Annotated in this window: 25 protein-coding genes; 13 read left to right on the top strand and 12 right to left on the bottom strand. The window is 73.8% G+C overall.

Features of this window, described 5'->3' with window-relative positions; genetic code table 11:
• Window positions 1-29: 29 nt before the first annotated feature.
• A complete protein-coding gene (locus ACFV4P_RS09055; protein ID WP_380468916.1) occupies window positions 30-3035 on the top strand; it encodes a helix-turn-helix transcriptional regulator in 3006 nt (1001 codons plus the stop codon).
• A gap of 19 nt (window positions 3036-3054) precedes the next feature.
• On the opposite strand, the gene ACFV4P_RS09050 is transcribed toward ACFV4P_RS09055, so the two are convergent.
• Complete coding sequence (locus tag ACFV4P_RS09050) at window positions 3055-5550, bottom strand: ATP-dependent Clp protease ATP-binding subunit (RefSeq protein WP_380468914.1); 2496 nt, start codon at window positions 5548-5550, stop codon at window positions 3055-3057.
• Between the two features lie 257 nt (window positions 5551-5807).
• Here ACFV4P_RS09050 and ACFV4P_RS09045 point away from each other — a divergent pair, with 257 nt between their 5' ends.
• Together ACFV4P_RS09045 and ACFV4P_RS09040 are read left to right on the top strand one after the other, a co-directional pair.
• A complete protein-coding gene (locus ACFV4P_RS09045) occupies window positions 5808-6740 on the top strand; it encodes a polysaccharide deacetylase family protein (RefSeq protein WP_380468912.1) in 933 nt (310 codons plus the stop codon).
• 80 nt (window positions 6741-6820) lie between these two features.
• Window positions 6821-7861: a GNAT family N-acetyltransferase gene (locus ACFV4P_RS09040; protein ID WP_380468910.1), complete on the top strand. Its 1041-nt coding sequence runs from the start codon at window positions 6821-6823 to the stop codon at window positions 7859-7861.
• Here ACFV4P_RS09040 and ACFV4P_RS09035 read toward each other — a convergent pair.
• Window positions 7848-8264, bottom strand: a complete 417-nt coding sequence (locus tag ACFV4P_RS09035; RefSeq protein WP_380468908.1) for a YchJ family protein — start codon at window positions 8262-8264, stop codon at window positions 7848-7850. The two genes, ACFV4P_RS09040 and ACFV4P_RS09035, sit on opposite strands and share 14 nt — an antisense overlap.
• A 268-nt stretch (window positions 8265-8532) precedes the next feature.
• On the opposite strand from ACFV4P_RS09035, the gene ACFV4P_RS09030 reads away from it, so the two are divergent.
• Entirely contained in the window at window positions 8533-9027 is a 495-nt protein-coding gene (locus tag ACFV4P_RS09030) for a hypothetical protein (protein ID WP_380468905.1), read from the top strand.
• 44 nt (window positions 9028-9071) lie between these two features.
• Here the strand turns inward: ACFV4P_RS09030 and ACFV4P_RS09025 are convergent, their stop codons facing one another.
• Window positions 9072-9464: an RNA-binding S4 domain-containing protein gene (locus ACFV4P_RS09025; RefSeq protein ID WP_380468903.1), complete on the bottom strand. Its 393-nt coding sequence runs from the start codon at window positions 9462-9464 to the stop codon at window positions 9072-9074.
• 107 nt (window positions 9465-9571) lie between these two features.
• Between ACFV4P_RS09025 and ACFV4P_RS09020 the strand changes: the two genes are divergently transcribed.
• Entirely contained in the window at window positions 9572-11575 is a 2004-nt protein-coding gene (locus ACFV4P_RS09020) for an FAD-dependent oxidoreductase (protein ID WP_380468901.1), read from the top strand.
• A 7-nt stretch (window positions 11576-11582) separates the two neighbouring features.
• Here ACFV4P_RS09020 and ACFV4P_RS09015 read toward each other — a convergent pair whose 3' ends face one another.
• Window positions 11583-12146, bottom strand: coding sequence for a hypothetical protein (locus ACFV4P_RS09015; protein ID WP_380468899.1), 564 nt, complete (start codon window positions 12144-12146; stop codon window positions 11583-11585).
• A gap of 114 nt (window positions 12147-12260) precedes the next feature.
• Between ACFV4P_RS09015 and ACFV4P_RS09010 the strand changes: the two genes are divergently transcribed.
• Window positions 12261-12755 carry a hypothetical protein gene (locus ACFV4P_RS09010; RefSeq protein WP_380468897.1) on the top strand — a complete coding sequence of 165 codons (495 nt, stop codon included), beginning with the start codon at window positions 12261-12263 and terminating at the stop codon, window positions 12753-12755.
• Between the two features lie 23 nt (window positions 12756-12778).
• Here ACFV4P_RS09010 and ACFV4P_RS09005 read toward each other — a convergent pair whose 3' ends face one another.
• The 4 genes from ACFV4P_RS09005 to ACFV4P_RS08990 all read right to left on the bottom strand — a co-directional run bounded on the left by ACFV4P_RS09005 (window position 12779) and on the right by ACFV4P_RS08990 (window position 14996).
• The gene (locus ACFV4P_RS09005; RefSeq protein WP_380468895.1) at window positions 12779-13300 is read right to left on the bottom strand and encodes a hypothetical protein; all 522 of its coding nucleotides are present in this window, start codon (window positions 13298-13300) and stop codon (window positions 12779-12781) included.
• Window positions 13297-13455, bottom strand: coding sequence for a hypothetical protein (locus tag ACFV4P_RS09000; protein ID WP_380468893.1), 159 nt, complete (start codon window positions 13453-13455; stop codon window positions 13297-13299). Before ACFV4P_RS09000 ends, ACFV4P_RS09005 begins: the two co-directional genes overlap by 4 nt.
• A 77-nt stretch (window positions 13456-13532) precedes the next feature.
• Window positions 13533-14393 (bottom strand): S1 family peptidase, encoded by an 861-nt coding sequence (locus ACFV4P_RS08995; protein ID WP_380468890.1) that lies wholly within the window; start codon window positions 14391-14393, stop codon window positions 13533-13535.
• Window positions 14394-14585: 192 nt separating this feature from the next.
• Window positions 14586-14996 carry a PH domain-containing protein gene (locus tag ACFV4P_RS08990; RefSeq protein ID WP_380468887.1) on the bottom strand — a complete coding sequence of 137 codons (411 nt, stop codon included), beginning with the start codon at window positions 14994-14996 and terminating at the stop codon, window positions 14586-14588.
• A 166-nt stretch (window positions 14997-15162) separates the two neighbouring features.
• On the opposite strand from ACFV4P_RS08990, the gene ACFV4P_RS08985 reads away from it, so the two are divergent.
• Window positions 15163-15684: a PadR family transcriptional regulator gene (locus ACFV4P_RS08985; RefSeq protein ID WP_380468884.1), complete on the top strand. Its 522-nt coding sequence runs from the start codon at window positions 15163-15165 to the stop codon at window positions 15682-15684.
• Between the two features lie 57 nt (window positions 15685-15741).
• On the opposite strand, the gene ACFV4P_RS08980 is transcribed toward ACFV4P_RS08985, so the two are convergent.
• Complete coding sequence (locus ACFV4P_RS08980; protein ID WP_380468881.1) at window positions 15742-16404, bottom strand: TNT domain-containing protein; 663 nt, start codon at window positions 16402-16404, stop codon at window positions 15742-15744.
• A 249-nt stretch (window positions 16405-16653) separates the two neighbouring features.
• Here ACFV4P_RS08980 and ACFV4P_RS08975 point away from each other — a divergent pair, with 249 nt between their 5' ends.
• The 4 genes from ACFV4P_RS08975 (at window position 16654) to ACFV4P_RS08960 (ending at window position 19767) form a co-directional block, all read left to right on the top strand.
• Window positions 16654-17793, top strand: coding sequence for an LLM class flavin-dependent oxidoreductase (locus tag ACFV4P_RS08975; RefSeq protein WP_380468879.1), 1140 nt, complete (start codon window positions 16654-16656; stop codon window positions 17791-17793).
• On the top strand, window positions 17790-18407 hold the full coding sequence (locus ACFV4P_RS08970; protein ID WP_380468877.1) for an FMN reductase: 618 nt from the start codon (window positions 17790-17792) through the stop codon (window positions 18405-18407). The genes ACFV4P_RS08975 and ACFV4P_RS08970 overlap by 4 nt, the downstream gene beginning before the upstream one ends.
• Before the next feature lie 10 nt (window positions 18408-18417).
• Entirely contained in the window at window positions 18418-18774 is a 357-nt protein-coding gene (locus tag ACFV4P_RS08965; protein WP_380468875.1) for a GNAT family N-acetyltransferase, read from the top strand.
• Window positions 18775-18960: 186 nt separating this feature from the next.
• The gene (locus ACFV4P_RS08960) at window positions 18961-19767 is read left to right on the top strand and encodes a DUF1028 domain-containing protein (protein ID WP_380468873.1); all 807 of its coding nucleotides are present in this window, start codon (window positions 18961-18963) and stop codon (window positions 19765-19767) included.
• A 1-nt stretch (window position 19768) separates the two neighbouring features.
• Here the strand turns inward: ACFV4P_RS08960 and ACFV4P_RS08955 are convergent, their stop codons facing one another.
• Together ACFV4P_RS08955 and ACFV4P_RS08950 are read right to left on the bottom strand one after the other, a co-directional pair.
• The gene (locus tag ACFV4P_RS08955) at window positions 19769-21103 is read right to left on the bottom strand and encodes an erythromycin esterase family protein (protein ID WP_380468871.1); all 1335 of its coding nucleotides are present in this window, start codon (window positions 21101-21103) and stop codon (window positions 19769-19771) included.
• 129 nt (window positions 21104-21232) lie between these two features.
• Window positions 21233-22384, bottom strand: a complete 1152-nt coding sequence (locus ACFV4P_RS08950; protein ID WP_380468869.1) for a trans-sulfuration enzyme family protein — start codon at window positions 22382-22384, stop codon at window positions 21233-21235.
• 111 nt (window positions 22385-22495) lie between these two features.
• Here ACFV4P_RS08950 and ACFV4P_RS08945 point away from each other — a divergent pair, with 111 nt between their 5' ends.
• Both ACFV4P_RS08945 and ACFV4P_RS08940 read left to right on the top strand, forming a co-directional pair.
• Window positions 22496-22975, top strand: coding sequence for an Lrp/AsnC family transcriptional regulator (locus ACFV4P_RS08945; protein WP_380468867.1), 480 nt, complete (start codon window positions 22496-22498; stop codon window positions 22973-22975).
• Window positions 22976-23231: 256 nt separating this feature from the next.
• Window positions 23232-23666, top strand: a complete 435-nt coding sequence (locus ACFV4P_RS08940; protein ID WP_380468865.1) for an ATP-binding protein — start codon at window positions 23232-23234, stop codon at window positions 23664-23666.
• A gap of 184 nt (window positions 23667-23850) precedes the next feature.
• Here the strand turns inward: ACFV4P_RS08940 and ACFV4P_RS08935 are convergent, their stop codons facing one another.
• Window positions 23851-25014 (bottom strand): alpha-hydroxy-acid oxidizing protein, encoded by a 1164-nt coding sequence (locus ACFV4P_RS08935; protein WP_380468863.1) that lies wholly within the window; start codon window positions 25012-25014, stop codon window positions 23851-23853.
• Window positions 25015-25075: the final 61 nt, after the last annotated feature.

Genomic DNA, 25075 nt, shown 5'->3' with positions numbered 1-25075 from the left:
ATGACGGCGCGGGCGGCTAGCCTGCGTGAATGCTCACCTCCTCGCCCTATGTCGTGGGTCGCGCCGAGGAACTTCGGGTCCTGCTCGACGGGTTGATCGACGCCCGTCGGAGGATGGGCCGTGCGGTGTTCGTCGGCGGCGAAGCGGGAATCGGCAAGACCCGGCTGACCGCCGACTGCGCCTACCGGGCGGTCGCGGACGGGATGGCGGTGCTCCGCGGCCGGGGCAGCAGCGCCGGCGCGCCGGTGCCGTTCCGGCCGATCGCCGAGGCGCTGCTGTCACTGTTCCGGGTGAGCGGGCCCCCGCAGGACCCGGCCCTCGCCCCGTACCGGTCCGCGCTGGCCGCCCTGGTCCCGGACTGGCGGGGAGAGCAACGTCCGGCCGCACCACCGTCGTTGACCGACATCGCGGAGGCGCTGCTGCGCCTGCTCGGCGCGGTCGGCCGGGCCGACCCGGACCGGCCGCCGCGCGGCTGCCTGCTGATCGTCGAGGACCTGCACGAGGCGGACGCGGAGACCCTGGCCGTCCTCGACTACGTGATCGACAACCTCGACGGCCTGCCCGTCCTGCTGGTCGCGACGCTCCGTCAACACCCCGGACCGGCCCTCGACCTGGCGCTCGACACCGCCGCCCGCCGGCAGGCCCGGCGGCTCGACCTGCACCCGCTGGACGACTCGCAGACCGCCGAACTCGCCGCCGCCTGCCTGTCCGCCGCCCCCGGCGCGCTGCCCGCCGCCGTGGCCGAGCGGGTGGTCCGGGACGCCGGCGGAAACCCGTTCGTGATCGAGGAGTTGCTCACCGGCATGGTCACCGCCGGGGCGCTGCGCCGCGACCCCGAACGGGGCTGGGAGGTGTTCGGCGACCTCGGCATCGAGGTGCCCACCACGGTGGTGCGCAGCGTCGTGCAGCGCGCCGCCCGGATCGACCCGGCCGGCCGGGAGATGCTCAACGTCGCCGCCGTCCTCGGGCGGCGCTTCGCACTGCCGGTGCTGCAACTGGTCACCGGCCTGGACGACCGCAGCCTGCTGATCCACCTGCGGGCCGGCATCGACGCCCGGCTGCTGTCGCCGAGCGGGCCGGTCGCCGACCGGTACGAGTTCCGGCACGCGATGGTCGCGGACGCACTGCTGGCCGACCTGCTGCCCGCCGAACGGGCCGCGATCGCCCGCCGCGCGGCCGGCGAGGTGGAACGCGCCTACCCCGGACTGCCCGGCGAGTGGCGGCAGTTGGTGGCCGTCCTGCGGCAGGCCGCGGGCGAACCGGAGGCCGCCGCCCGACTGTTCGCCGAGGCCGCCGAGGAGGCCCGGCAGAGCGGGGCGACCGAGTCCGCCGTCGCGCTGCTGGAACGCGCCCTGGAACTGGTCGGCGGGGACGGCGCCGCCACGGCCGCCGCCAGCGCGATCCGCGAGCAGCTGGTGCACGCCCTCGCCGACAGCGGCCGCTTCGACCAGGCCCGCGACCTCGCCCGGACGCTCCCGCTGGGCGGCCCGGCCGCCCTCGGCGACGACCGCACCGCCGCCCTGCACCTGCGCCTGGCCCGGGCCGCCGCCACCGCCGGCCGCCTCGCAGACGCCGCCGAACAGACCGCCCTGGTCCGCACCCTGCTCGGCCCGGCGGCCGGCCCGGAACGGACCTGCGCCCTGGAGGTGGTGGAGGCCCACCTCGCGCTGGCCGGCGTCGGCAGCGCGGCACCGGACAGCGGGCTGCCGGCGGGCGAGGTGCCGGACGGCGGGCTGCCGGAGGGCGAGCTGCGCACCGCCGTCGCCGAACGGCTGGCCCGCCGCGCGGCCGAACGCGCCGAGGCCGCGGGGCTGACCGAGGTCGCCTGCCAGGCCTGGCAGTTGCTCGCCCTGCTGGAACGCCGCAACGGCTTCGACCGGGCCGACGCCTGCCTGCGCAGACTGCTCGACCTGGCCGCCCGGCACCGGCTCCCCGGCTGGCAGGTCGACGCCCAACTCCGGCTCGGCGTCAACGAGTTCATGCAGATCGGGGAGTCCGTCCAACTGGAGCGGGCGCACCGGGCGGCGGTCGACCTGGGGGCGCTGGACCTGGTCCGCTCCGCCGAGGCGACGCTCGCCATGCACGCCGTGCTGCGCGGCGACTACGCCCGGGCCCGGACCCTCACCGACCAGGGCCTGGAGGCCAGCGCCCGACTGCGCAACGTCGACCACCACCAGTTCCTGCTGCTGACCCGGGCGATGGTGGCCGCCCACCAGGGCCGGCGGACCGAAATGGCCGACGTGCTGGCCGAGTTCGACCGCTGGGACGGCGCTGACTCCTTACAGCTGCCGCTGGCCCACGGCAACTGCCGGGCGGTCTGCGCACTGCTGGAGGAGGACCGGGCGCTGGCCCTCGCCGAGTTCGACCTGGCCCGCCGCTGGGAGGCCCGGCACCCGTCCGTCTTCTACCTGAACGGCGCGCACGGCCTGTACCCGCTGCTGCGCGCGCTGGCCGGCGCCGAGTCCGCCGAGGAGCACGCCCGGACGGCCGCCGACCACGCTGCCACGCTGGCCTGGAACCGGCAGTTCGAACGGCTCGCGCACGCCGTCCACCTGGGCCGGGCCGGGCAGGCCGGGGCCGCCGCCGAGGCCGTCGCGGAGGCCGCCCGGGCGGCCCGCCCGTTCGAGATGGCCCGCCACCTGGGGCTGCGGCTGGTCGCCGAGGCCGCGCTCGCCGACGGCTGGGGCGAGCCGGTGCTCTGGCTGCGCAGCGCCGAGGAGTACTTCCACCGGGCCGGCGTGCCGGCCGTCGGCGCCGCCTGCCGCCGCCTGCTGCGCGAGGCCGGGGCGAGCGTCCCGCAGCGGCGCACCGGCACCGAGCAGGTCCCCGAGCCGCTGCGCGGACGGCGGGTGACGGTGCGCGAGTACGAGGTGGTGCTGCTGGTCGCGCAGCGGCTCGGCAACCAGGAGATCGCCGCCCGGCTCAGCATCTCGCCGCGGACGGTGGAGAAGCACGTGGCCAGCCTGCTGGAGAAGGCCGACCAGCCGAACCGGGCCGCCCTCGCCACCTGGGCGGCCCGGGTCACCTCGCCGTGACGTGCCGTGGGGCGATGGCTCAGGACGGCGCGGGTTCGCCGATGGAGACGACCAGTTCGCCGTCCCGGGCGTCCGCGACGATGGTGTCGCCGGGCTGCGCGTCGCCGGAGAGCAGCATGCCGGCGAGCCGGTTGTCGAGCTGCGTCTGGATGGTGCGGCGCAGCGGCCGGGCGCCGAACTCGGGCTGGTGGCCGCGGTCCACCAGCCACTTCTTGGCCGCCTCGGTGACGTCGAGTTCCAGGCCCTGCGCCTTCACCCGCCGCTCGGAGTTGCCCAGCATCAGGTCGACGATCCGCAGCAGGTCGTACTCGCCGAGCGCGTCGAAGACGATGATGTCGTCGATCCGGTTGAGGAACTCCGGCAGGAAGCGGCCGCGCAGTTCGGCCATCAGCCGGTCGCGGATCTCGTCGGTCTCGCCGCGGTGGGAGAGGATCAGCTGCGAGCCGATGTTGGAGGTCATGATGACCACGGTGTTGCGGAAGTCCACGGTGCGGCCCTGGGCGTCCGTCAGCCGCCCGTCGTCCAGGACCTGGAGCAGCGCGTTGAAGACGTCCGGGTGGGCCTTCTCCACCTCGTCGAAGAGCAGCACGCTGTACGGGCGGCGGCGGACGGCCTCGGTGAGCTGCCCCGCCTCCTCGTAGCCGACGTACCCGGGCGGGGCGCCGACCAGGCGGGAGACGGTGTGCTTCTCCTGGAACTCGCTCATGTCGAAACGCACCAGCCGGTCCTCGTCGCCGAAGATCAACTCGGCCAGGGCCTTGGCGAGTTCGGTCTTGCCGACGCCGGTCGGGCCGAGGAACAGGAACGAGCCGACCGGGCGGTTCGGGTCGGCCATGCCGGCCCGGCTGCGGCGCACCGCCTCGGAGACCGCGACCACCGCCTTGTCCTGGCCGATCACCCGGGCGTGCAGTTGCTCCTCCAGCTTCAGCAGCCGCGCCTTCTCGTCCTCGGTGAGCTGGGAGACCGGGATGCCGGTCTGCCGGGACAGCACGTCGGCGATGTCGTCGACGGTGACGGAGACGACGCCCTCGCGGCGCTCCTCGATCTCGGCGTTCTGCGACTCCAGGTCGGCGATCCGGGTCTTCAGCTCGGACGCCCGGGCGAAGTCCTCGGCGGCCACCGCCTCGTCCTTCTCCCTTTGCAGCTTGGCGAGTTCGTCCTCCCGGCCGATCACCTCGGTGGAGCGGCCCAGGCCGCGCAGCCGGACCCGGGCGCCGGCCTGGTCCATCAGGTCGATCGCCTTGTCGGGCAGGAACCGGTCGGAGACGTACCGGTCGGACAGGTCGGCGGCGGCCCGCAGCGCGTCGTCGGTGAACCGCACCTGGTGGTGCGCCTCGTAGGAGTCGCGCAGGCCCTCCAGGATCTGCACGGTCTCCTCGACGGACGGCTCCGGGATCAGCACCGGCTGGAAGCGCCGCTCCAGCGCCGCGTCCTTCTCGACGTACCGGCGGTACTCGTCGATGGTGGTGGCGCCGATCACGTGCAACTCGCCCCGGGCCAGGGCGGGTTTGAGCATGTTGCCGGCGTCCATCGCGCCCTCGCCGCCGGCGCCCGCGCCGACCACGGTGTGCAGTTCGTCGATGAACAGGATGGTCGAGTCGGCGGCCTCCCGGACCTCGTCGATGACGCTCTTCAGCCGCTCCTCGAACTCGCCCCGGTACTTCGCGCCCGCGACCAGGCCGGACAGGTCCAGCGAGACCACCCGGCGGTCCTTCAGGGTGGCCGGGACGTCGCCCGTGACGACCCGCTGGGCCAGGCCCTCGACGATGGCGGTCTTGCCGACGCCGGGCTCGCCGATCAGCACCGGGTTGTTCTTGGAGCGGCGGGAGAGGATCTCGATGGTCTGCTCGATCTCCTCGGCCCGGCCGACCACCGGGTCGAGCCTGCCCAGCTTGGCGTCCTCGGTCAGGTCGCGCCCGTACTCGTCCAGCGTGGGCGTTTTGCTCTCCGGCTTGGCCGGGACGCCGCGCTCGCCCCGGGCGGCCGCCGCCTCCGCGCCGCGCTGGAGCCGGGACGCGTCCGCGCCGTGCGCGGCCAGCAGCCGGCCCGCCGCCGAGTCCGGGTCGTCCAGGAGCGCGGCCAGGATGTGCTCCGGCCCGATGTACGAGACCCCGGCGGCCTGCGAACGGGCGTGCGCGCCGATCAGCACCCGCTTGGCGGCGGGTGTCAGACCGGGCTCCACGGAGGGGTCCGCCTCGCCCGCCGGCAGCGTGCGTTCGATGGTGGCGGCGAGCTTGTCCGGGTCGGCGCCGGCCTGGGCCAGCAGTGACCGGGCCGGGTCGGTCAGGGTCGCCGCCCACAGCAGGTGCGGCGTGTCGAGGTCGGCGCTGCCGTCCTCCTGGGCGCGCAGCTCGGCCCGGCCGATCAGGTCCCGGGCGGACTCGGTGAGCAGCCGCCCGATCGGGACCCGCTGGACGGCGGGCGGGGCGGCGGCCGGGTTCAGGCCGAAGAAGCGATTCAGCAGTTCGGAGAAGGCGTCGTTGGGGCCGAGCGAGCCGAAGCCGGGCATGGTCATTGTGAGGGCACTCCCATGGGCGGACGGGCAGCAGTCTCCCAGAACTATGCCAATCCGTTACAACTGCCGCAAAGCGGTGCGATCCGGACAGGTGGTGCGCCTGCGCCCCGGCCCGCGCCGGGCCCGCTCCCAGGAACCTTTCAGGAACTTGGGACAGCCATTACCGCCGCATGGGACGCTGATGACCTGAACTCCGACGGGCACCCCGGGCCGAACGCCCGGGGTGCCCGTCCGTACCACCGGTCGAGGGGGAAGCCATGCCGACCACGGACCGCGCCGCCCGGCGCCGGGGGATCGACGCCCTGCTGCGACACTCCCCGCTCCAACCCGTCTTCCGGGCCCGGGCCGCCCGCCGCCTCGCCGTCCTCGCCTACCACGGCATCGACGACCCGGTCGCCTTCCGCGCCCAGATGGAACGCCTCGCCCGCACCGCCCACCCCGTCGGCCCCGAACAGGTCGCCGATGCCGCCGAACGCCGCCGGCCGCTCCCGCCGCGCAGTGTGCTGGTCACCTTCGACGACGGCGACCACACCGTCCTCACCCACGCCCTGCCGATCCTCGCCCGCCTGCGCATCCCCGCCGCCGCGTACGTCATCACCGACCTCGTCGACACCGACCGCCCCTACTGGTGGACCGAGGCCGCCCACCTCGTCCGGCACGGCGGCCGCACCCCCGCGCTGCACGGACTCGGACCCGCCGCCGCCGTCCACCGCCTCAAGACCCTCCCCGACGCCCAACGCCTGCTCTCGCTGGCCGAGTTGCGCGCCACCGCCCGCCGACAGGCCCCCGGGCAGCGGCAGTTGAGCGCCGCCGAGATCCGCACCCTCCTCGACGGCGGCCTGACCATCGGCAACCACACCGCCTCCCATCCCTGCCTCGACCGCTGCGACGACGACCCCCTCGACGCCCAACTCGTCGACGCCCACGACCGGTTGACCAGCTGGCTCGGCCACCCGCCGACCACCTTCGCCTACCCCAACGGCAACCACGACCCGCGCGCCGAGACCGTCCTGCGCACCCTCGGCTACCGCACCGCCTTCCTCTTCGACCACCGCCATGCCGACCTCGCCCCCACCCACCGCCTGCGCATCAGCCGCCTCCGGGTCAACTCCCACACCGGCCCCGACCGCTTCGACACCATCCTCTCGGGCCTCCACCCGGCCGTTCACCGCCTCCGCGGCGGCCGGTGAAGACCGCGCCGCGGAGGCGTTCGCGGGTCGAACTGCCCAGGTGTCGGGGAGAGTTCGCTGTCGAGAAAGGGGAATCTGCTGTGACGGATGCGCCGGAGATCCTGCGCACGCCCGAACTGGACGGCGAACTCGTCCGCCAGTGGCGGGAGTTGATCGCCGACGACCCGGACGGGTCGTGGTTCGCCGGGCCGGACTGGGTGCTGGCGTGGTGGCGGACGCTCGGCGCCGGGCAGCGGGGCGAGGTGGCGGTCTGGCGCGGGCCGGACGGGCGGGTCGAGGCGGTCGCGCCGCTCGGCCGGGCGCGGGTGCGGGCGCACCACCGGGTGCCGGTCGCGGTGCCGGTGCTCACGCTGCTCGGCGCCGGGCCCGGGGCCGCCGACCACTGCGGGCCCGCCGTCCGGCCGCACCGGCGGGGCGAGGTGGCCGCGTGGCTGGCCCGACAGGCCCGCCGGAGCACCCTGTGGCTGCCCTCGTGGGACTCGTCGCACGAGGACCTGCTGCCGCCCGGCGCCCGGCCCGTCGCCCGGACCGCATGCCCGCGACTCGACCTCGCCGTCGGGCCCGACCGCCTGGGCTCGCGCGACTTCCGGGCCGCCAACCGCCGCGCCCACCGCCGACTGGCCGCCGCCGGCGTCACCTTCGAATGGCTGCCGCCCGCCGCCGCCGGGCCCGCCCTGCTGGACGAGCTGCTGCGCCTGCACCGGCTGCGCCGCCAGGCCGCCGCCGGCGGGGTGAGCAGCTTCGACGCGGGCCGGCTGCCACTGCACCGGGCACTGCTGGAGACCGCCCGGCCCGACTGCGGACCGTCCTTTCAACTCGCCCGACACGACGGCGAGTTGATCGGCGTGCTGTACGGCTTCCGGTGGGCCGACCGGTTCGCCTACTACCAGATCGGCTGGGACCAGCGGTGGGCCGCCGAGTCGCTGGGCACCGCCCTGATCGACGCGGCGATCCGCACCTGCGCGGCGGACGGCGTGCGGGTCTTCGACTTCCTGCGCGGCGACGAGCCGTACAAGTACCGGTTCGGCGCGCAGGACCGCACCGACACCGGGTGGCTGCTGCCGCGCGGCGCGGGCGGGGCGCTGCTCGGCCTCAAGTACCGCCTGCTCAGGGCTGGATGACGCCGTCCAGGTAGACCCACTCGCCCCCGTGACGGACGAAGCGGCTGTTCTCCTGCATCGCGCCGGCCCGCCCGCGCTCGCGGAAGTGGGCGCGGAACTCGACGGTGCCGTCCTGGTGGAACGGGCCGCCGTCGGTGGCGCCGAGGATCTCCAGGCGCTCCCAGCGCAGCGACGGGTCGAAGTCCACCGAGGCGGGCCGGGTGTCCGGGTGCCAGGACCGCAGCAGGTACGGCTCGTCCCGCACCGCGAAGGCACTGAACCGCGAGCGCATCAGCTGCTCGGCACTGATCGCCGCCGCCTCGCCGCGGTGCAGCCGCCCGCAGCAGTCGTCGTACGCGGCGGGCAGCCCGCACGGGCAGGCAGTCGGAGCGGCAGGGGCGGAGGGGGTGCGTCGGCGGGCCATGGCGACCATTATCGCCGCCGCACGAACGGGGCCTTTCGCTGCCGCGCGAGCGGGCCTTTCGCTGCCGCGCGAGCGGGCCTGCCGCTGTCGCGCGAGCGGGCCTGTCGCTGCCGCGCGCGCAGGCCTGTCGCTGCCGCGCGCGCAGGCCTGTCGCTGCCGTGCGAGCGGGGCCGCGGCCATGCGGACGGGTGTGCCGGACAGGCGCGCCGCAGGGCTCGCGGGGCAGGATGGGCGGGGTTGGAGCGACCGTCGGCGAAGGGGACCTGTGATGAGCGACCACCACCACAACGTGCTGCTGCTCGGCTTCACCGACCCGGCGGCGTGCCGGCGGGCGTACGAGGACGCGATGCACCTGCCGGGGGTCCGGCAGGTCGCGGTGCTGGAGCGCAGCGAGGAGGGGATCGTCGACATTCCGGAGAGCCACATCCGGGGTGCGGGCGTGCCGACCGTCGGCTCGGGGCTGGTGGGCGGGCTGGTGGGGCTGCTCGGCGGTCCGATCGGGGTGCTGCTGGGCTTCGCGGCGGGCGCGGCGATCGGCAACGCCGCCGAGCAGACCGAGATCACCGACGGCGGCGCGGGCCTGATCGTGCTGTCGTCCCGGGTCGAGAACGGCCGGGCGCTGCTGGTGCTGGACGTGGTCGAGCACGACAGCGCACCCGTCGACGAACTGGCCGCGAGATACGAGGCCTCGGTGGAACGGATCTCCGCCGAGCAGTTCGCCGAGCAGGTGCGGATCGCCAAGGATCGGGCCGAGCAGGGCTGAGCGGGCCGAGCAGGGCTGAGCGGGCTGAACTGGCTGAAGTCCGCTCAGGCGTACGGGCGGTGGCCGTCGCGGAGCTTCTCCAGGTCGCGGCGGTCGCGCTTGGTGGGACGTCCGGCGCCGCGGTCGCGCAGACCGACCTCGGCGGGGCGTTCGGTACGCGGGGGAGGGGGCGGGCTGTGGTCGACGTAGCAGGTCTCGGCGACGGGCGCGCCGACCCGCTTGGCGATCGGCCGGACCACCCGGACGATCCGCTCCCGGCCCTCGACCCGCACCCGCACGTCGTCGCCCGCCTTGACGTGCTGCGCGGGCTTGGCGGTGGCCCCGTTGACCTTCACGTGCCCGGCCCGGCAGGCCGCGCCCGCCGCCGAGCGGGTCTTGATCAGCCGGATCGCCCAGATCCAGCTGTCGATCCGCACGCTCGCCTCGTCCGTACTCATGGTCCGACTCTATCGCCGCACGGTCGCCGCCCAGCTTTGTGCAACTAGTTGCAGAGAAAGTCCGCCGACCCCTACCGTTGGGTAACAAATCCTGATCGGAGGCGTCGATGACTGCTGCGTACCCCCACCTGCTGGCCCCGCTCGACCTGGGCTTCACCACCCTGCGGAACCGGGTGGTGATGGGTTCCATGCACGTCGGCCTGGAGGAGGCCGAGCACGGCTTCGAGCGGATGGCCGCGTTCTACGCCGAGCGCGCCCGCGGCGGCGTCGGCCTGATCGTCACCGGCGGCATCGCCCCCAACGAGGCCGGCCGGCCGTGGGGCGGCGGCGCCAAGCTCACCACCGAGCAGGAGGCCGCCGAGCACCGCGCGATCACCGACGCCGTGCACGCCGAGGGCGGCAAGATCGCCCTTCAGATCCTGCACTTCGGCCGCTACGCCTACCACCAGGACCTGGTAGCCCCGTCCGCCCTCCAGGCCCCGATCAGCCCGTTCGTCCCGCACGAGCTGACCGAGGACGAGATCGAGCAGACCGTCGAGGACTTCGCCCGCTGCGCCGAACTCGCCCGCTCCGCCGGGTACGACGGCGTCGAGATCATGGGCTCCGAGGGCTACCTGATCAACGAGTTCATCGCCCGCCAGGCCAACCACCGCACCGACGGCTGGGGCGGCTCGTACGAGAACCGGATGCGCTTCCCGATCGAGATCGTCCGCCGGGTGCGCGAACGGGTCGGTACGGACTTCATCGTCGTCTACCGGCTGTCCATGCTCGACCTGGTGCCCGGCGGCTCCACCTTCGACGAGGTTATCCGGCTCGCCCAGGAGATCGAGGCGGCCGGCGCCACCATCATCAACACCGGCATCGGCTGGCACGAGGCCCGCATCCCCACCATCGCCACCTCCGTGCCGCGCGGCGCGTTCGCCTGGGTGACGAAGAAGCTGATGGGGAAGGTCGGCATCCCGCTGGTCACCACCAACCGCATCAACACCCCCGACATCGCCGAGGAACTGCTCGCCACCGGCCACGCCGACCTGGTCTCGCTGGCCCGCCCGATGCTCGCCGACGCCGCCTTCGTCAACAAGGCCGCCGCAGGCACCCCCGAGGCCATCAACACCTGCATCGGCTGCAACCAGGCCTGCCTCGACCACACCTTCAGCGGGAAGATCACCTCCTGCCTGGTCAACCCGCGCGCCTGCCACGAGACCGAACTCGTCCTCTCGCCCACGCAGCTGCGCAAGCGGATCGCCGTGGTCGGCGCAGGCCCCGCCGGCCTCGCCTTCGCCGTCTCCTCCGCCGACCGCGGCCACCACGTCACCCTGTTCGACGCCGCCGACGAGATCGGCGGACAGCTGAACGTCGCCCGCCGGGTCCCCGGCAAGCAGGAGTTCGACGAGACGCTGCGCTACTACCGGCACGAACTCGCCCGCACCGGCGTCGAGTTGCGCCTCGGCACGCTCGCCGACGCGGACGCCCTCACCGGCTGGGACGAGGTCGTGCTCGCCACCGGCGTCACCCCGCGCGTCCCCGAGATCGACGGCATCGACCACCCGAGCGTCCTCGGCTACCTCGACGTGCTGCGCGACGGCGCGAAGGTCGGCGACCGCGTCGCCGTGATCGGCGCCGGCGGCATCGGCTTCGACGTCGCCGAATACCTCACCGCCCCGGGCGCCGACTCCGACTTCCTCGCCACCTGGGGCGTCGACCCCGACCACACCACCCCCGGCGGCCTCGCCGCCCCCGCCCGCCCCGCCGTCCCGCGCAGCGTCCACCTGCTCCAGCGCAAGACCGGCAAGGTCGGCGCCGGCCTCGGCAAGACCACCGGCTGGATCCACCGCACCGAACTGCGCCACCGCGGCGTGGTCATGGTCCCCGGCGTCGAGTACCGCCGCATCGACGACGCCGGCCTGCATGTCGTCGTCGACGGCGTCGAACAGACCCTCCCCGTCGACACCGTCGTCCTCTGCGCCGGCCAGGAACCCCGCCGCGACCTCGTCGAGGCCCTCCACGCCCGCGGCATCACCCCGCACCTGATCGGCGGCGCCGACCTCGCCGCCGAACTCGACGCCAAGCGCGCCATCGACCAGGGCACCCGCCTGGCGGCCACGCTCTGACACAGGGTCAGCAGTAGGTGAGCGGGTGGCCCGTCCGCAGACAGTGCCGGGCCGCCCGCAGGTACATCGCGACGTAGAGCGCGGCGGGAAGATCCCGCGTCCAGCGGCCGGTCAGGCCGGCGAGGGCGTGCGGCTCCTTCTCGAAGTCCAGGAACCGGCAGGTCAGTTGCATGGTGCGGAGACCGACGCCGGGGAGATCCTCGGGCAGCTCCAGGGCCTCCGCCAACCGCGCCACGCGGGGCAGCAGCCGGTGGGCCGAGACGATCACCGTCCGGTCGGAGTAGGCAGAGCCGAACGGCAGCCCGATCGCCCCGTCGAACGGCACCGGCACCAACTCCGTCCAGTCGAACAGACCCGCCTCCTCCACGGGCCCGAGCACCTCACGGCACAGCGCGCCGAAGCTGTCCATGCGCGGAACCAGCTTCTCCTCGAACCCCGCCCCCGAGCCGCGCACCGCCGGCTCCGGCACGTACGGCGGCAGCCCCCGGCGCGCCAACTCCTCGTCGAACGCCGCCGCACACGGCCCGTCGAGCCACTCCTCGGCCTCTGCGTCCACCAGATACATCCCCATGCGCGCACGCTAGCGGCACCCGCCGACACCGCCGGCCGACGGTGGCCGCGTTCATCGGGCATCTCCCTGCTGTGGGGCATTGCGGTCCGGTCGGGGAGGCCGGATGATCGGCCCATGCCGATGAGCCGAGGCGGTCTCCACGACGTTCCCCTGAGCACGCTCTTCCCTGCGCTGCCGGCCGCCGACGTCGACGCGCTCCGCCACGCCGCGGGTGCCATCGACACGAGCGGCCCCGAGGCCGCCGCCGCGAAGTGGGAATGGTGCCTGGAGCATTCGGTCTTCACGGGGCCGGAGTGTGCGACGCACGTGATCCTCCTCTTCGACGTCGTCCACGAGTCGGAGGGATACGACTGGTTCGAGTTCCTGCTCGACGTCGGCTGGACGGCGGACGGCCGGCACCTGGTGACCGCGGTGGTCAACGTCGGCTGCTGGTGCGAGACCGACCACGGCACCCACAACGTCGACGTCCTCCAACTGGCTGTCGGGGACGGTCTCTCGCTGCCCCAGGCGTTCGCGGCCTGCGCCGGGCACCTGTCGGAACGGCTGACCGACCCTCGCGACGCCGACCACTGGCGCGCCTTCGAGGGTCTGCCCGCCCGCTCCGCCTGACCGGACCGCCGCCGCGGCCCGCCTCACCGCGCGCCCGCCGGCAGCCACACCGCGACGGCGAGGGCCGGGAGCAGCAGGAGGTCGGCCCACTCGACGCGGAACGTCCGGACGGCGCGGGGGAGTTCGATGGCCGGTGACGCCGCCCGGGCCTCCTTGGCGAGGCGGCGCACGGTCCGCCGGGCGTCCCGCACCCGTCGGCCGTCGAAGACGGACGCCGACATCGCCCACAGGTGGACCTCGCCCAGCCCGTCCACGGCGATCGCGCTGCCCCTGGAACGCCCGACCGGGTGGACCGAGCGCACGGGGACGCGGTAGGTGACGAAGGGGTTCACCACGACGAGGCGGTCGCCCTCGGTGTACACCCGGGGCGAGACGCCGACGCGGCGGAACGCCCAGGCCGCGGCGGCCGGCAGGGTGGCGACGAGCACCGCGTCCCAGGGACGGGTGAGCCCGCCGCCGTCCACGAGCTGGAAGACGAGGACGAAAGGCTGCGCGCCGATCAGCACCCAACTGGTCACGGCCAGCGGCAGGTTGCGGTACTTCACGAGCGGTCCGCCGTCGACTCGGCGTGGCCTGCGGCGAGTTCGGCGTTCAGCGTGACCGGGCTGTCGGGCCTGGCTGCGGGCAGGACCGGGCCGGGAGCGGCGGGCCCCGGCCCGACGAGGTGGTGCGAGGGGTTCCGGTACGTCCGGGTGTTCATTCGGTGCGTGTTTCTCATGGTGGTGCCGGTGGGGCGTCGCCCGGGTCGGGCGCCGCCCCACCGCGTGGGGCGGGGGATCAGTACAGCGAGACGCCGTACGCCGAGAGGGCCGCCGTGACGGGCTGGAAGAACGTGGTGCCGCCGCTGGTGCAGTCGCCGCTGCCGCCGGAGGTCAGGCCGATGGCCTTGGTGCCGTCGTAGAGGGGGCCGCCGGAGTCGCCGCCCTCGGCGCAGACGTTGGTCTGGATCAGGCCGCGGACGGTGCTGCCGTCGGAGTAGCGGACGGTGGCGTTCAGAGCGGTGACGGTGCCGCCGTGGGTGCCGGTGGTGGAGCCGGTGCGCTTGACGGCCTCGCCGACGTACGCGCCGGCCGCCGACCAGCCGCCGGGGTGGCTGGTCGAGCTGTACTTCACCAACGCGTAGTCGGTGCCGGGAAAGCTGGAGCTGACAGTGGAGCCGACCACCGTGGACTGGCCGGAGTTGCTGTACCAGGTGCTCGCGATGTTGCCGCAGTGGCCGGCGGTCAGGAAGTAGTAGACGCCGCCCTTGACCACGTTGAAGCCCAGCGAGCACCGGTAGCCGCCGCCGTAGATGGCCGCGCCTGCGGAGAGCAGCGGGTTGAACGTTCCTGCCGTGCGCTCGATCTTGAGGTGCTTGGAGCCGGCGGCCTTGCCGAGCTCGGCGAGCGCCGCGGGGGTGACGCTGCTGTCGGCCGTCACGACGACCTGGCCGGTGGCCCGGTCGGTGTGCCAGGCGATGCCGTTGACGCCGGCCTGCTCGACCGCGCTGCTGACCTGCGCCAACGCGTCGGCCGTCGGGGCGGCGGCCACCGCACTGGGCGCCGCGAGGGCGGTCGCCGCGGCGAGTGCGACGGCGACGGCGAGCACCCGTCCGCGGGCGCGGGACGGGGTGGTGGGGGTGGTGCGCATGGTCCTCACAGTTCTCCTCCTGGGGTGTGGGGGAGGCCCGGACAGTCGACGGGCCGTGAGGCGCGGGCAGGCGGCGATCGCGGTCCGGTCGACTCCCGCCGATTCCCGGACCCAGTTCTGATCTGCCCCTGACAAGCGCTGTAGGGAGTATTTCGGCACCGGGCGAACCGGCGCAAGACCCTCGACCGCACGTTGGCAGAGTCAACTGCCATTCTGCTGCGCCGACTTGAGGAAGTCGTTCAACTCCGTCGCGGTGCGCTCGACGTAACTGCGGGGGTAGTTCTGCGTCCACACCCCGAGGGCCGCGATGCTGCGGCCGTCCACCAGTTCGACGACCAGCCAGCCCTCGTGGCGGAAGCCGGCGATCTCCGACCAGCGCAGCTCGTGGCTGCGCCAGAAGCCGCGGACCAGGATGCCGTCCGGGCCGCGCCGGACGCACAGGCGGGGCATCCGGACGGAGACGGCCAGCAGGGCCAGGGACAGGGTCAGGCCGACCGCGAACTGATCGGCCGCCATGGTGTGGAGGCGCCGCAGGGCGTCGATCACCATGACCGCGCAGACGAGGGCCATCACCAGCCAGAGCGGCGCGGACGGCGTTCGGTACCTCTTCACGGCTGCGGGCTCCTTCGGGTGGCGGTGTGAAGAAAGCGTAGAGAGCCGTGAATCGGTCAAATCACGTCAATTTCTGCCGAATTCACGCCAATCGAAGGTCAAGGGTTGGCAATTTTTACCAAGCCGTGATTCTCGACGACGCCCGCCCGCCCCGTACCATCGCCGCATGTCACTGCCGCACGCGATCCTCACCGCCCTGCTGGAGAAGCCGTCCTCGGGGCTGGAGTTGACTCGGCGGTTCGACCGGTCGATCGGGTTCTTCTGGTCGGCCACGCACCAGCAGATCTACCGCGAGCTGGGGCGGCTGGAGGGCGAGGGGCTGGTGCGCGCGTCGGGGCCGGGGACGGGGCGCGGGCAGCGCAAGGAGTACGAGGTGCTGCCGGCCGGACGTGAGCGGCTGCGCGAGTGGGTCGGGCAGGCGCAGGACCCGAAGCCGATCCGGGACCCGCTGCTGCTGCGGCTGCGCGCCGCGGCGGTGCTCGGCGTGGACGGCCTCGGCGAGGAGCTGGCGCGCCACCGGGAGCTGCACCGGGCGCAGTTGGCCGAGTACCAGGAGATCGAACGCCGCGACTTCCCGCCGGAGAGGGCGGAGACGGAGAACCGCCTGCAGCACATGGTGCTGCAGGCGGGCATCCAGCTGGAGTCGTTCTGGCTGGCCTGGCTGGACCAGGCGCTGGAGCAGAACTGACCGGAGCGGAACCGGCCGGACCGGACCAGAGCCGACCGGAGCGGAACCGGGGGTGCGTCAGACCAGGCGGGCCAGGTAGCCGTTGTCGACCAGCCAGCCGACGTTGATCCGGTTCGGCGCGCCCGGCACCAGCGCGGCGTCCAGCTGGTACTGGAGGCCGAGGCCGGGCTGTCCGAACCAGGGGGCGATCGGGCCGGAGTGCACGGTGAACGCCTTGAGCACCCGGTAGTCGTGGTAGTTGCAGCCCGCGGCCGGGTTGCCGTCCAGGCTGGACGGCGGGATCGAGCGGGTGGCGTACGGCAGGCCCTCGGGGGCGAGGAAGGAGCCGTACTCGCTGCCGTAGCGGTCGATGTTCTGGCCGGGCCGGAGGGTGGTGTTGTACTCGATCGGGGTGCCGTCGGGCGTCAGCAGGTAGCCGTCGGACGGCGGGTACTTCCAGCTGCCGGCCGCGCTGTCGTAGTAGGTGGCGAGGAACTGCTGCTCGCCGAGCAGGCCGGTGCGGAAGTAGCCGATCAGCTGGCGGCCGACGGGCCCGGCGTTGGGCAGCTGGTCGGGGCCGAGGCGGGAGTCGCCGTGCCGGAAGTCGGCGGAGCACTCGGTGGTGACGGTGATCCTCAGCTCGGCCGGGGTCGCGGCGGCCGCGGTGGGCGCGGCGGTCACGGCGGTCGCGAACAGGGCGACGGTGGCGACGAGCGGGGCGAGGAACTGGCGCAGGCGCACGGACACTCCGGTGGGAGGCGGACGGCAGGGGAGGGTGTCGGGCGGGCGGCCGGTGACGGTCCGCGCCCGAAAGCGTGCCCCAGGTAAGCGGAATGTCGGACCATCAGTCAACTCTGCGTATCCGATCAACTGCCGAGAGTGTCGGCGTTTCGGTCAACCGGCCGGGAATCCTGGCGGGAACAGATCGGAGTGGCATCGCGTTGCAGCGAGTGGTTGAATGTTGAATCAACCGAGAAGGAGTTGAGAGCGGTGCAGTTCGGCATCTTCAGCGTGGGCGACGTGACCACCGACCCCACCACCGGGCAGACCCCCAGCGAGCACGAGCGCATCAAGGCCATGGTGGCCATCGCGCTCAAGGTCGAGGAGGTCGGCCTGGACGTCTTCGCCAGCGGCGAGCACCACAACCCGCCGTTCGTGCCCTCCTCGCCGACCACGATGCTCGGCTACATCGCGGCGAAGACCGAGAAACTGATCCTCTCCACCTCCACCACGCTGATCACCACCAACGACCCGGTGAAGATCGCCGAGGACTTCGCGATGCTCCAGCACCTCGCGAACGGCCGGGTGGACGTGATGATGGGCCGCGGCAACACCGGCCCGGTCTACCCCTGGTTCGGGAAGGACATCCGCCAGGGCATCCCGCTCGCCGTCGAGAACTACGCGCTGCTGCACCAGCTCTGGCGCGAGGAGAACGTCGACTGGCAGGGCCGCTTCCGCACCCCGTTGCAGTCCTTCACCTCCACCCCGCGCCCGCTCGACGACACCCCGCCGTTCGTCTGGCACGGCTCCATCCGCAGCCCCGAGATCGCCGAACAGGCCGCCTACTACGGCGACGGCTTCTTCGCCAACAACATCTTCTGGCCCAAGGAGCACTTCCAGCGCCTGATCGAGCTCTACCGCGAGCGCTACGCCCACTACGGCCACGGCACCCCCGAGCAGGCGATGGTCGGCCTCGGCGGGCAGGTGTTCATGCGCAAGAACTCCCAGGACGCCGTACGGGAGTTCCGCCCGTACTTCGACAACGCCCCCGTCTACGGCCACGGCCCGTCGCTGGAGGAGTTCACCGAGCAGACGCCGCTGACCGTCGGCAGCCCGCAGGAAGTCATCGAGAAGACCCTGGCCTTCCGCGAGACCTTCGGCGACTACCAGCGCCAGCTGTTCCTGATGGACCACGCCGGCCTGCCGCTGAAGACCGTCCTGGAGCAGCTCGACCTGCTCGGTGAGGAGGTCGTCCCCGTGCTGCGCGAGGAGTTCGCCAAGAACCGCCCCGCCGAGGTCCCCGACGGGCCCACCCACGCCGCGCTGGTCACGGCCCGCGCCCAGGCCGACGAGCAGGCTGACAGGCAGGGCGACGGGCAGGCCCGCGAGAAGGAGGAGGTCGCCAAGTGAGCGCGCTGAAACTGGTCGTGGTGGCGGCAGGGCTGTCCGTCCCGTCCTCCACGCGGCTGCTCGCCGACCGCCTGGCCGGCGCCGCCGCCCGCGAACTGGGCGCCGCCGGACGGCAGGTGGACGTCCGGGTGGTCGAACTGCGCGAACTCGCCCGGGACATCGCCGACAACCTGGTCACCGGCTTCCCGCCGCCCGCGCTGCGCGACGCCGTCCGGGCCGTGGAGGAGGCGGACGGCCTGATCGCCGTCACGCCGATCTTCTCCGCGTCCTACAGCGGCCTGTTCAAGTCCTTCGTCGACATCCTCGACCGGGACGCGCTCACCGGCACGCCCGTGCTGATCGCCGCCACCGGCGGCACCGCCCGGCACAGCCTCGCCCTCGAACACGCCATGCGCCCGCTCTTCGCCCACCTGCGGGCCGTGGTCGTCCCCACCGCCGTCTTCGCCGCCTCCGAGGACTGGGGCGCGAACGGCGCCGACGGCTCGCTCGCCGGACGCATCGACCGGGCCGCCGGCGAACTCGCCGCCCTGCTCGCCGGGCGACCCGCCGCGACGGGCCCGGTCCAGCGAGTGGTGCCCTTCGAGCAGCAACTCGCTGCGCTACGGGCACACTGACCGCCCGTCGATGCCCTATCGTCCGACCGACAGCCCCGAGAACCAGGAGCAACCCGCGATGGAACCCCAGGTCAGCGACAACGCCGAGCAGTCCCGCTTCGAGATCCGCACCGACGCCGGACTCGCCGGATTCGCCGAGTACCAGCGCCGCGACGGCGGGCAGATCGCCTTCGTGCACACCGTCATCGACCCGGCGTTCGAAGGCCAGGGCCTCGGCGGCAAGCTGGCCCGCGCCGCCCTCGACACCGTCCGCGGACGCGGCGAGGCCGTCCTGCCGTACTGCCCGTTCATCCGCGGCTGGATCGCCAAGCACCCCGAGTACGTCGACCTGGTGCCCGCCGACAAGCGGGCCAAGTTCGACCTCTGAGCCGCTGCGCGGACGGCGGGCGTAGGGCGCCGGGGACGAGACCGGCACCCGCCGCGCGGCCGGGGTCGGAGCCGGGGCCGGGGCCGGTCCGGCCGAAGGTCCGCCGGTGGGGCGCTTCTTGACGGAATGTGCCGAGGCAGGACGGACCGTGGACGAAACGTTCCGCCCAAGCTATCGTCGCCCGTCGTGACCTTCTCCATCGTCGCTCGGCACGGCAACGCCTACGGCGTCGCCGTGGCCAGCAAGTTCCTCGCGGTCGGGGCCCTGGTGCCCGCCGCCGAAACCGGCATCGGCGCCCTCGCCTCCCAGGCCTGGGCCAACCTCGCCTACCGCCCGCAGGGCATGGCCATGCTGCGCAGCGGCGCCTCGCCCGCCGACACCGTCGCCGCGCTGCTAGCCGCCGACGACGGGCGGGTCCACCGCCAGCTCGGCGTGGTCGGCCCCGACAGCGCCTTCACCTGGACCGGCGAGGAGTGCCTGCCCTGGGCGGGCGGCGTCGCCGGCCCGGACTACGCGATCCAGGGCAACATCCTCACCGGACCCGAAGTGGTCCGCGACATGGCAGCCGCCTGGCTCGCCTCCGCCGAACTCCCGCTCGCCGACCGCCTGTTGGCGGCCCTCGCGGCAGGCGACGCGGCCGGCGGCGACTCCCGCGGCCGGCAGAGCGCCGCCCTGTACGTCGTCGACCCCGGCAAGGGCGTCGGCGGCTGGGGCGACACCTCGCACGACCTGCGGGTCGAGGACAACGCCGACCCGGTCGGCGAACTGCGCCGCCTGCTGGGCCTGCACGAGATCCTGCACGGCACCCCGGACCCGGCCACGCTGCTCCCGCTGGAGGGCGAACTCGCCGACGAGGTCCGCGCGTTGCTCGCCAAGGTCGGCTTCGACGAGCTCGACCGTTGGGCCGGCGTGGAGAACCTCGAAGGCCGCCTCGTCGAGGGCCGCATCGACCCGCTGGTCCTCGACCACCTGCGCACCCTCGCCGGACGATGAGTCAGAGCGCCCTGGCGGCCGTCACCTCGTGCAGATGGACCAGCACGTCGTAGGCGGCCGCCGGGGCGAGCACCGGCACGGGCGTCGGGGTGTAGGTGGTCCCGGCGTCGTACGTGGGGTGCGCGGTCGCCAGCCAGCTGCTCGCGGGAGCGGGCAGCCGGCGCAGCGGCAGGTAGAAGTCGCGGTGGCGGACCTGGTCGAGGGTGTGTTCCAGGCTGCCGGGCGGGGCCGGCGGAACGCCGACGGGCCGCCACGCGCCGCCCGCGCCGTCCGCGGTGGTGAGGAACGTGCCCCGGTCGAAGGTGGTGCCGATCGCCAGGTAGCGCCCGTCGCCGAGGGCCTGGCGCAGCTGCGCGCCCTGCGGGACCGGGTACAGCTCCGGCAGGGTGGACGCGTACCCGGCATGGCCGTTGTGCGCGGACAGCAGGATGCGGTGGCCGGTCCGCCGCTGCCACCACAGGACGTTGTGCGTCATGGCACGGTCGCGGAGCTGCTCGGCGGCGGCGACCGACAGCTCGTCGGCGGGGTCCATGGCGAGGAACGCGAAGGTGTCGGCGATCACCCGGGCGTGCTGCACGGTCTGCTCGTCGCCCACGGCGGAGACCAACTCGAAGGCGCGGCGGCCGAGTTCGGCGTTCGCCCGGCGTTCGGCGAGCGGGCGCCGGGTGAGGTAGCCGACGGCGTCGTCCAGCGGGCGCAGCGGCGCGTACAGGTCGGCGAGCCGGGCCGCGTCCTGCGGGCGGGCGGCGCGGACCTGGTCGAGGACGCGCCGGAAGACCGGGTCGCCGAGGGCGGGCAGCCCGAGGTCGGCGCCGAGGAAGCGGACGGGACGCCGCGGGGTGCGGCGGTTGTGGTCGCGCATCCAGCTGATCAGGTCGGCGAACTCCTCGCGGTGCCACGGCGATCCGGCGAGGGTGCGGTCGGCGACCCGGCGGGCGTCGCCCTCGCCGCCGAGCAGGAACTCGTCGATCTCCAGGCCGGCCGTCCAACTCGCCTCCAGGGCGAAGGCGGTGAAGCCGCGCTCCTCGACCAGGTACCGGAACACCCGGTGCTTGAGGGCGAAGAACTCGTGGGAGCCGTGGGTGGCCTCGCCGAGGCCGACCACCTCGGCGTCGCCGATCAGCTCGCCGAGCGCCTCCAGGTCGGTGCTGCGGCCGCCCGGCGCGGTGGAGCGCAACGGGTGCGCGGCGGCCTCCAGTTGCTTCACCACGAGCAGCTCCTGCCGGTCGGTCCGGTCGGCCGCCGCGGCGGCCGGGAGGCGCAGGGCGGGGACGGCGGCGACCGCCGCCGCGGTGAGCAGTCCGCGCCTGGTGAGGCGTCGCCGGTGGGCCGTCATACCGCTGTCTCCCTGTCCGGGCCGCGCGGTGCGGCCCCGGTGACGAGCATGGCCGGACGGGGCTCTCCGGCGCGCTGGGGTGCGCCACCGGACCGGTGCGGGGGTTTTCCCCCGCACCGAGCAGTGCTGTTACCAGATCAGCGCCTTGCCGAGGTCGGCCTCCAGGTCGGCCGGGTCCTCCAGGCCCACGGAGAGCCGCAGCAGCGCCGGGACGGGCTTGTGGGCGTCCGCGACCGGGCGGTGGGTGAGCGAGGCGGGGTGCTGGATCAGGGTGTCCACGCCGCCGAGCGAGACCGCGTGGGTGATCAGCTCGCAGCGTTCGGCGATCGCCGCGGCGTGGTCGAAACCGCCCGCCGCCTCGAACGCCAAGGTGCTTCCACCGCCCAGGAGTTGACGTCCGAGCAGCGGGGAGCCGGACCGGCCGGGGTAGTGCACGGCGGACACCTCGGGCTGCTCGGCCAGCCAGTCGGCGAGCCGGGCGGCGCTCTCCGAGGCGGCCCGCACCCGCAGCGGCAGCGTCTGCAGTCCGCGGTGCAGCAGGTAGCCGGCCAGCGGGTGCAGGATCGCGCCGGTGACGGCGCGGACCCGGCGCAGCCGCTCCGCCCACTCGGTGGTGCAGGCGACGGCGCCCGCCAGCACGTCGCCGTGCCCGCCGATCGACTTGGTGGCGGAGTGCAGCACCAGCGCGGCGCCGAACTCGGCGGGGCGCTGCAGCACCGGGGTGGCGAAGGTGTTGTCGACCAGCAGCGGCACGTCGCCGCAGGCCTCGGCGATCGCGGCCAGGTCGACCAGGTCGAGGGTGGGGTTGCCGGGCGTCTCGACCAGCACGAGCCCGGTGTCGGGGCGGACGGCGTCGGCGACGGTGTCGGGGGTCGCCCAGCCGACCTCGGTGCCGAGCAGCCCGGAGTCGAGCAGGTGGTCCGAGCCGCCGTACAGCGGGCGCACCGCGACCACGTGCCGACGGCCCTCGGCGGCGGCGGCCAGCAGGCAGGCGGTGAGCGCGGCCATGCCGGAGGAGAACGCCACCGCCTGGGCGCAGCCCTCGAGTTCGGCCAGCGCCTGCTCGAAGCGGGCGACGGTGGGGTTCCACAGCCGCTGGTAGACCAGCCCGCCGTCGGCGGGCGGACGGCCGCCGGTGGCCAGCGCCTGATAGGCGTCGCCGCCGGCGGCGAGGTCGGGCACCGGATAGGTGGTGGACAGGTCGAGCGGGGGGACGTGCGCGCCGAGCGCCGCGAGGTCGTCGCGGCCGGCGTGCACGGCTCTGGTGTCGAGTCGGCTCATGGGCGTTGATGGTGAACTTGCCGACGGGCGAAGGCCAGAGCGGCAGTCGATCATTCGGCAGAAGAGGGTGCGGTCTTGCGGATGTTCGGTCCGGGCCGCCACGCTGGGTGCGTGCCGAACATTCCACGGGCCCGGGCGGCGCTGGACGAGACCGACCTGGCGATCGTCCGGGCGCTGCTGGGCAACGCCCGGATGGCGAACAACGCGCTGGCGGAGCTGGTCGGGATCGCCGCGTCCACCTGCCTGGCCCGGGTGCGGGCGCTGCGCGAGCGCGGAGTGATCCGCGGCTACCACGCGGAGGTGGACCTGCCGGCCGTCGGCCTGACACTGCAGGCGATGATCTCGGTGCGGCTGCGGGCGCACACCCGGGAGCAGAACGGAAGCTTCCGCGCCGCCGCACCGCACCTGCCCGGGGTGCTGGCGGTGTTCCACATGGCCGGCAGCGAGGACTACCTGCTGCACGTGGCGGTGGCCGACCCGGAGGCGCTGCGGTGCTTCGTGGTCGAGCACCTGACGACCCATCCGGCGGTGGCGCAGACCCGCACCAACCTGGTCTTCGAACGGATACCCGGCGCGGAGCCGGTCGTCTGAGCCGGTCGCCCGAGCCGGCGTCCGAGCCTGTTGTCCGAGCCCGTCACGTGATGCCGAACGGCGTTGCGCGGGTGGCGAGTTGTGGCCACTGTCCAGCATCCGCCGCCGCAGATGGGCCCGTTCGGCCGTACCGTACTGATTATCGGTAGTCTGTCCGGTTCTTCTCGGGCGGGGCAGGGCCGCCGAGCCCCCACGCGGCCGGACGACGGCGCACCCCGCACCGACCCCGGTCGCCCCCGCCGTGAAGGGACCGACCATGGCTGTCGCGGACCCACCCCAGACCGTGCGGTACAGCCTGAGCCTGGCGACCGTACCCGCGTCCGTCCCCGAGGCACGTCGCAGCGTGCGCGCCGAACTGGCCGCCCGCGGCCTGGACGCGGACCACCCGCTGACCGACGCCGTGCTGCTGGTGGTCAGCGAACTGGTCACCAACACGGTCCGCCACGCCGCCCGGCGCTCGCCCCGTACCACGCTGCAACTCGACTTCGGGCCGGACGAGTTGACCGTCCGGGTGCACGACCGGCACCCGCACTGTCCGCGCCGCCGCGAAGTGCCGTACCCGGACGGCAGCGGCGGCTGGGGGCTGAACCTGGTGCACGAGACGGCACTGCTGGCCGGGGGCGGGACCGCGACGCTGGCCGACCCGGACGGCGGCGGCAAGACCATGGTGGTGCGCCTGCCGCTCGGCTGACGCCGTGACAGGGGCGCTGCGGCGGGGGGAGGGGGCTGGCGCGGGAGGAGGCTGGCGCGGGGCCGGCGCCGTGTCCCGGCGGACGCCGGTTGGGAAGACGATCGGAGGACGACCCCGCGACCCCACTCTGCTGCATGCACTCAGTTATTGCAAGTAAGTCGCAATAAGGCGGGCGGGCGTGGACTCAGCAACGCCGCAACGCCCCCGGCGCCCGCAGCGACTCCACCGACGGATAGCCGTCCACCGCCATCAGCAGATCTGCCTCCGCGAGCAGCGACTGCAGCACGTGCACCACCCCCGCCTCCCCGCCCAGCGCCAGCCCGTACACGTACGGCCGGCCCACGCCCACCGCCGTCGCCCCCAGCGCCAGCGCCTTCACCACGTCCGCACCGCTGCGCACCCCCGAGTCGAACAGCACCGGCAGGCCGTCCGCCGCCGCCACCGCCTCGGCCAGCGACTCCAGCGCCGGAAGCCCGCCGTTGGCCTGCCGGCCGCCGTGGTTGGAGCAGTAGATCCCGTCCAGGCCCGCGTCCTTCGCGCGGCGCACGTCCTCCGGGTGGCACAGGCCCTTGAGGATCAGCGGCAGGTCGGTCAGCGAACGCAGCCACGGCAGATCGTCCCAGGTCAGCGGGTTGCCGAAGATCTGCACCCAGTCCATCACCGCGCCGCGCGGATCCCCGTCCGGGTCCTTCAGCCGGGCCCGGAACACCGGGTCCGAGGTGTAGTTCGCCAGACAGTGGCCGCGCAGCTGCGGGAAGCTGCCGCTGCCCAGGTCGCGCGGACGCCAGCCGGTCACCCAGGTGTCGAGCGTGACCACGATGCCCCTGAACCCGGCCGCCTCCGCCCGGTGCACCAGCGACTCCGCGAGCGCCCGGTCGGTCGGCGTGTACAGCTGGAAGAACCCCGGCGTGTCGCCCAGCTCCGCCGCCACCTGCTCCATCGGGTCCACCGACAGCGTCGACGCCACCATCGGCACCCCCGTGCGGGCCGCCGCCCGGGCCGCCGCCAGATCCCCGTGCCCGTCCGGCGCGCACAGCCCCAGCACCCCCACCGGGGCCAGGAACAGCGGCGACGGCGACTCCAAGCCGAACAGCCCGGTGCGCAGATCCCGCTCCTTCGCACCCACCAGCATCCGCGGCACCAGCCCCCAGCCCTCGAACGCCGCGACGTTCGCCCGCTGGGTGTGCTCGTCGCCCGCGCCGCCCGCCACGTACGACCACACGTCCGGGGGCAGCGCCGCCTGCGCACGCTCCGCCCAACCCGCGTACGTCATCGGGTACTTGGGGGCGACGCCGAACAGCGCCTCGAAGTAGATCTCGTTCTGGTAGTCGCCGAACTGCGGGGCCATCCGCGCTCCTCGATGGGTGATCGACCGGTGGCGGCCACCCTCCATCCGCTACCGGCGGGTG

Source organism: Kitasatospora sp. NPDC059795 (assembly GCF_042732175.1).
Taxonomy (GTDB): Bacteria; Actinomycetota; Actinomycetes; order Streptomycetales; family Streptomycetaceae; genus Kitasatospora.
This window is presented reverse-complemented; position numbering and strand designations above follow the sequence as displayed.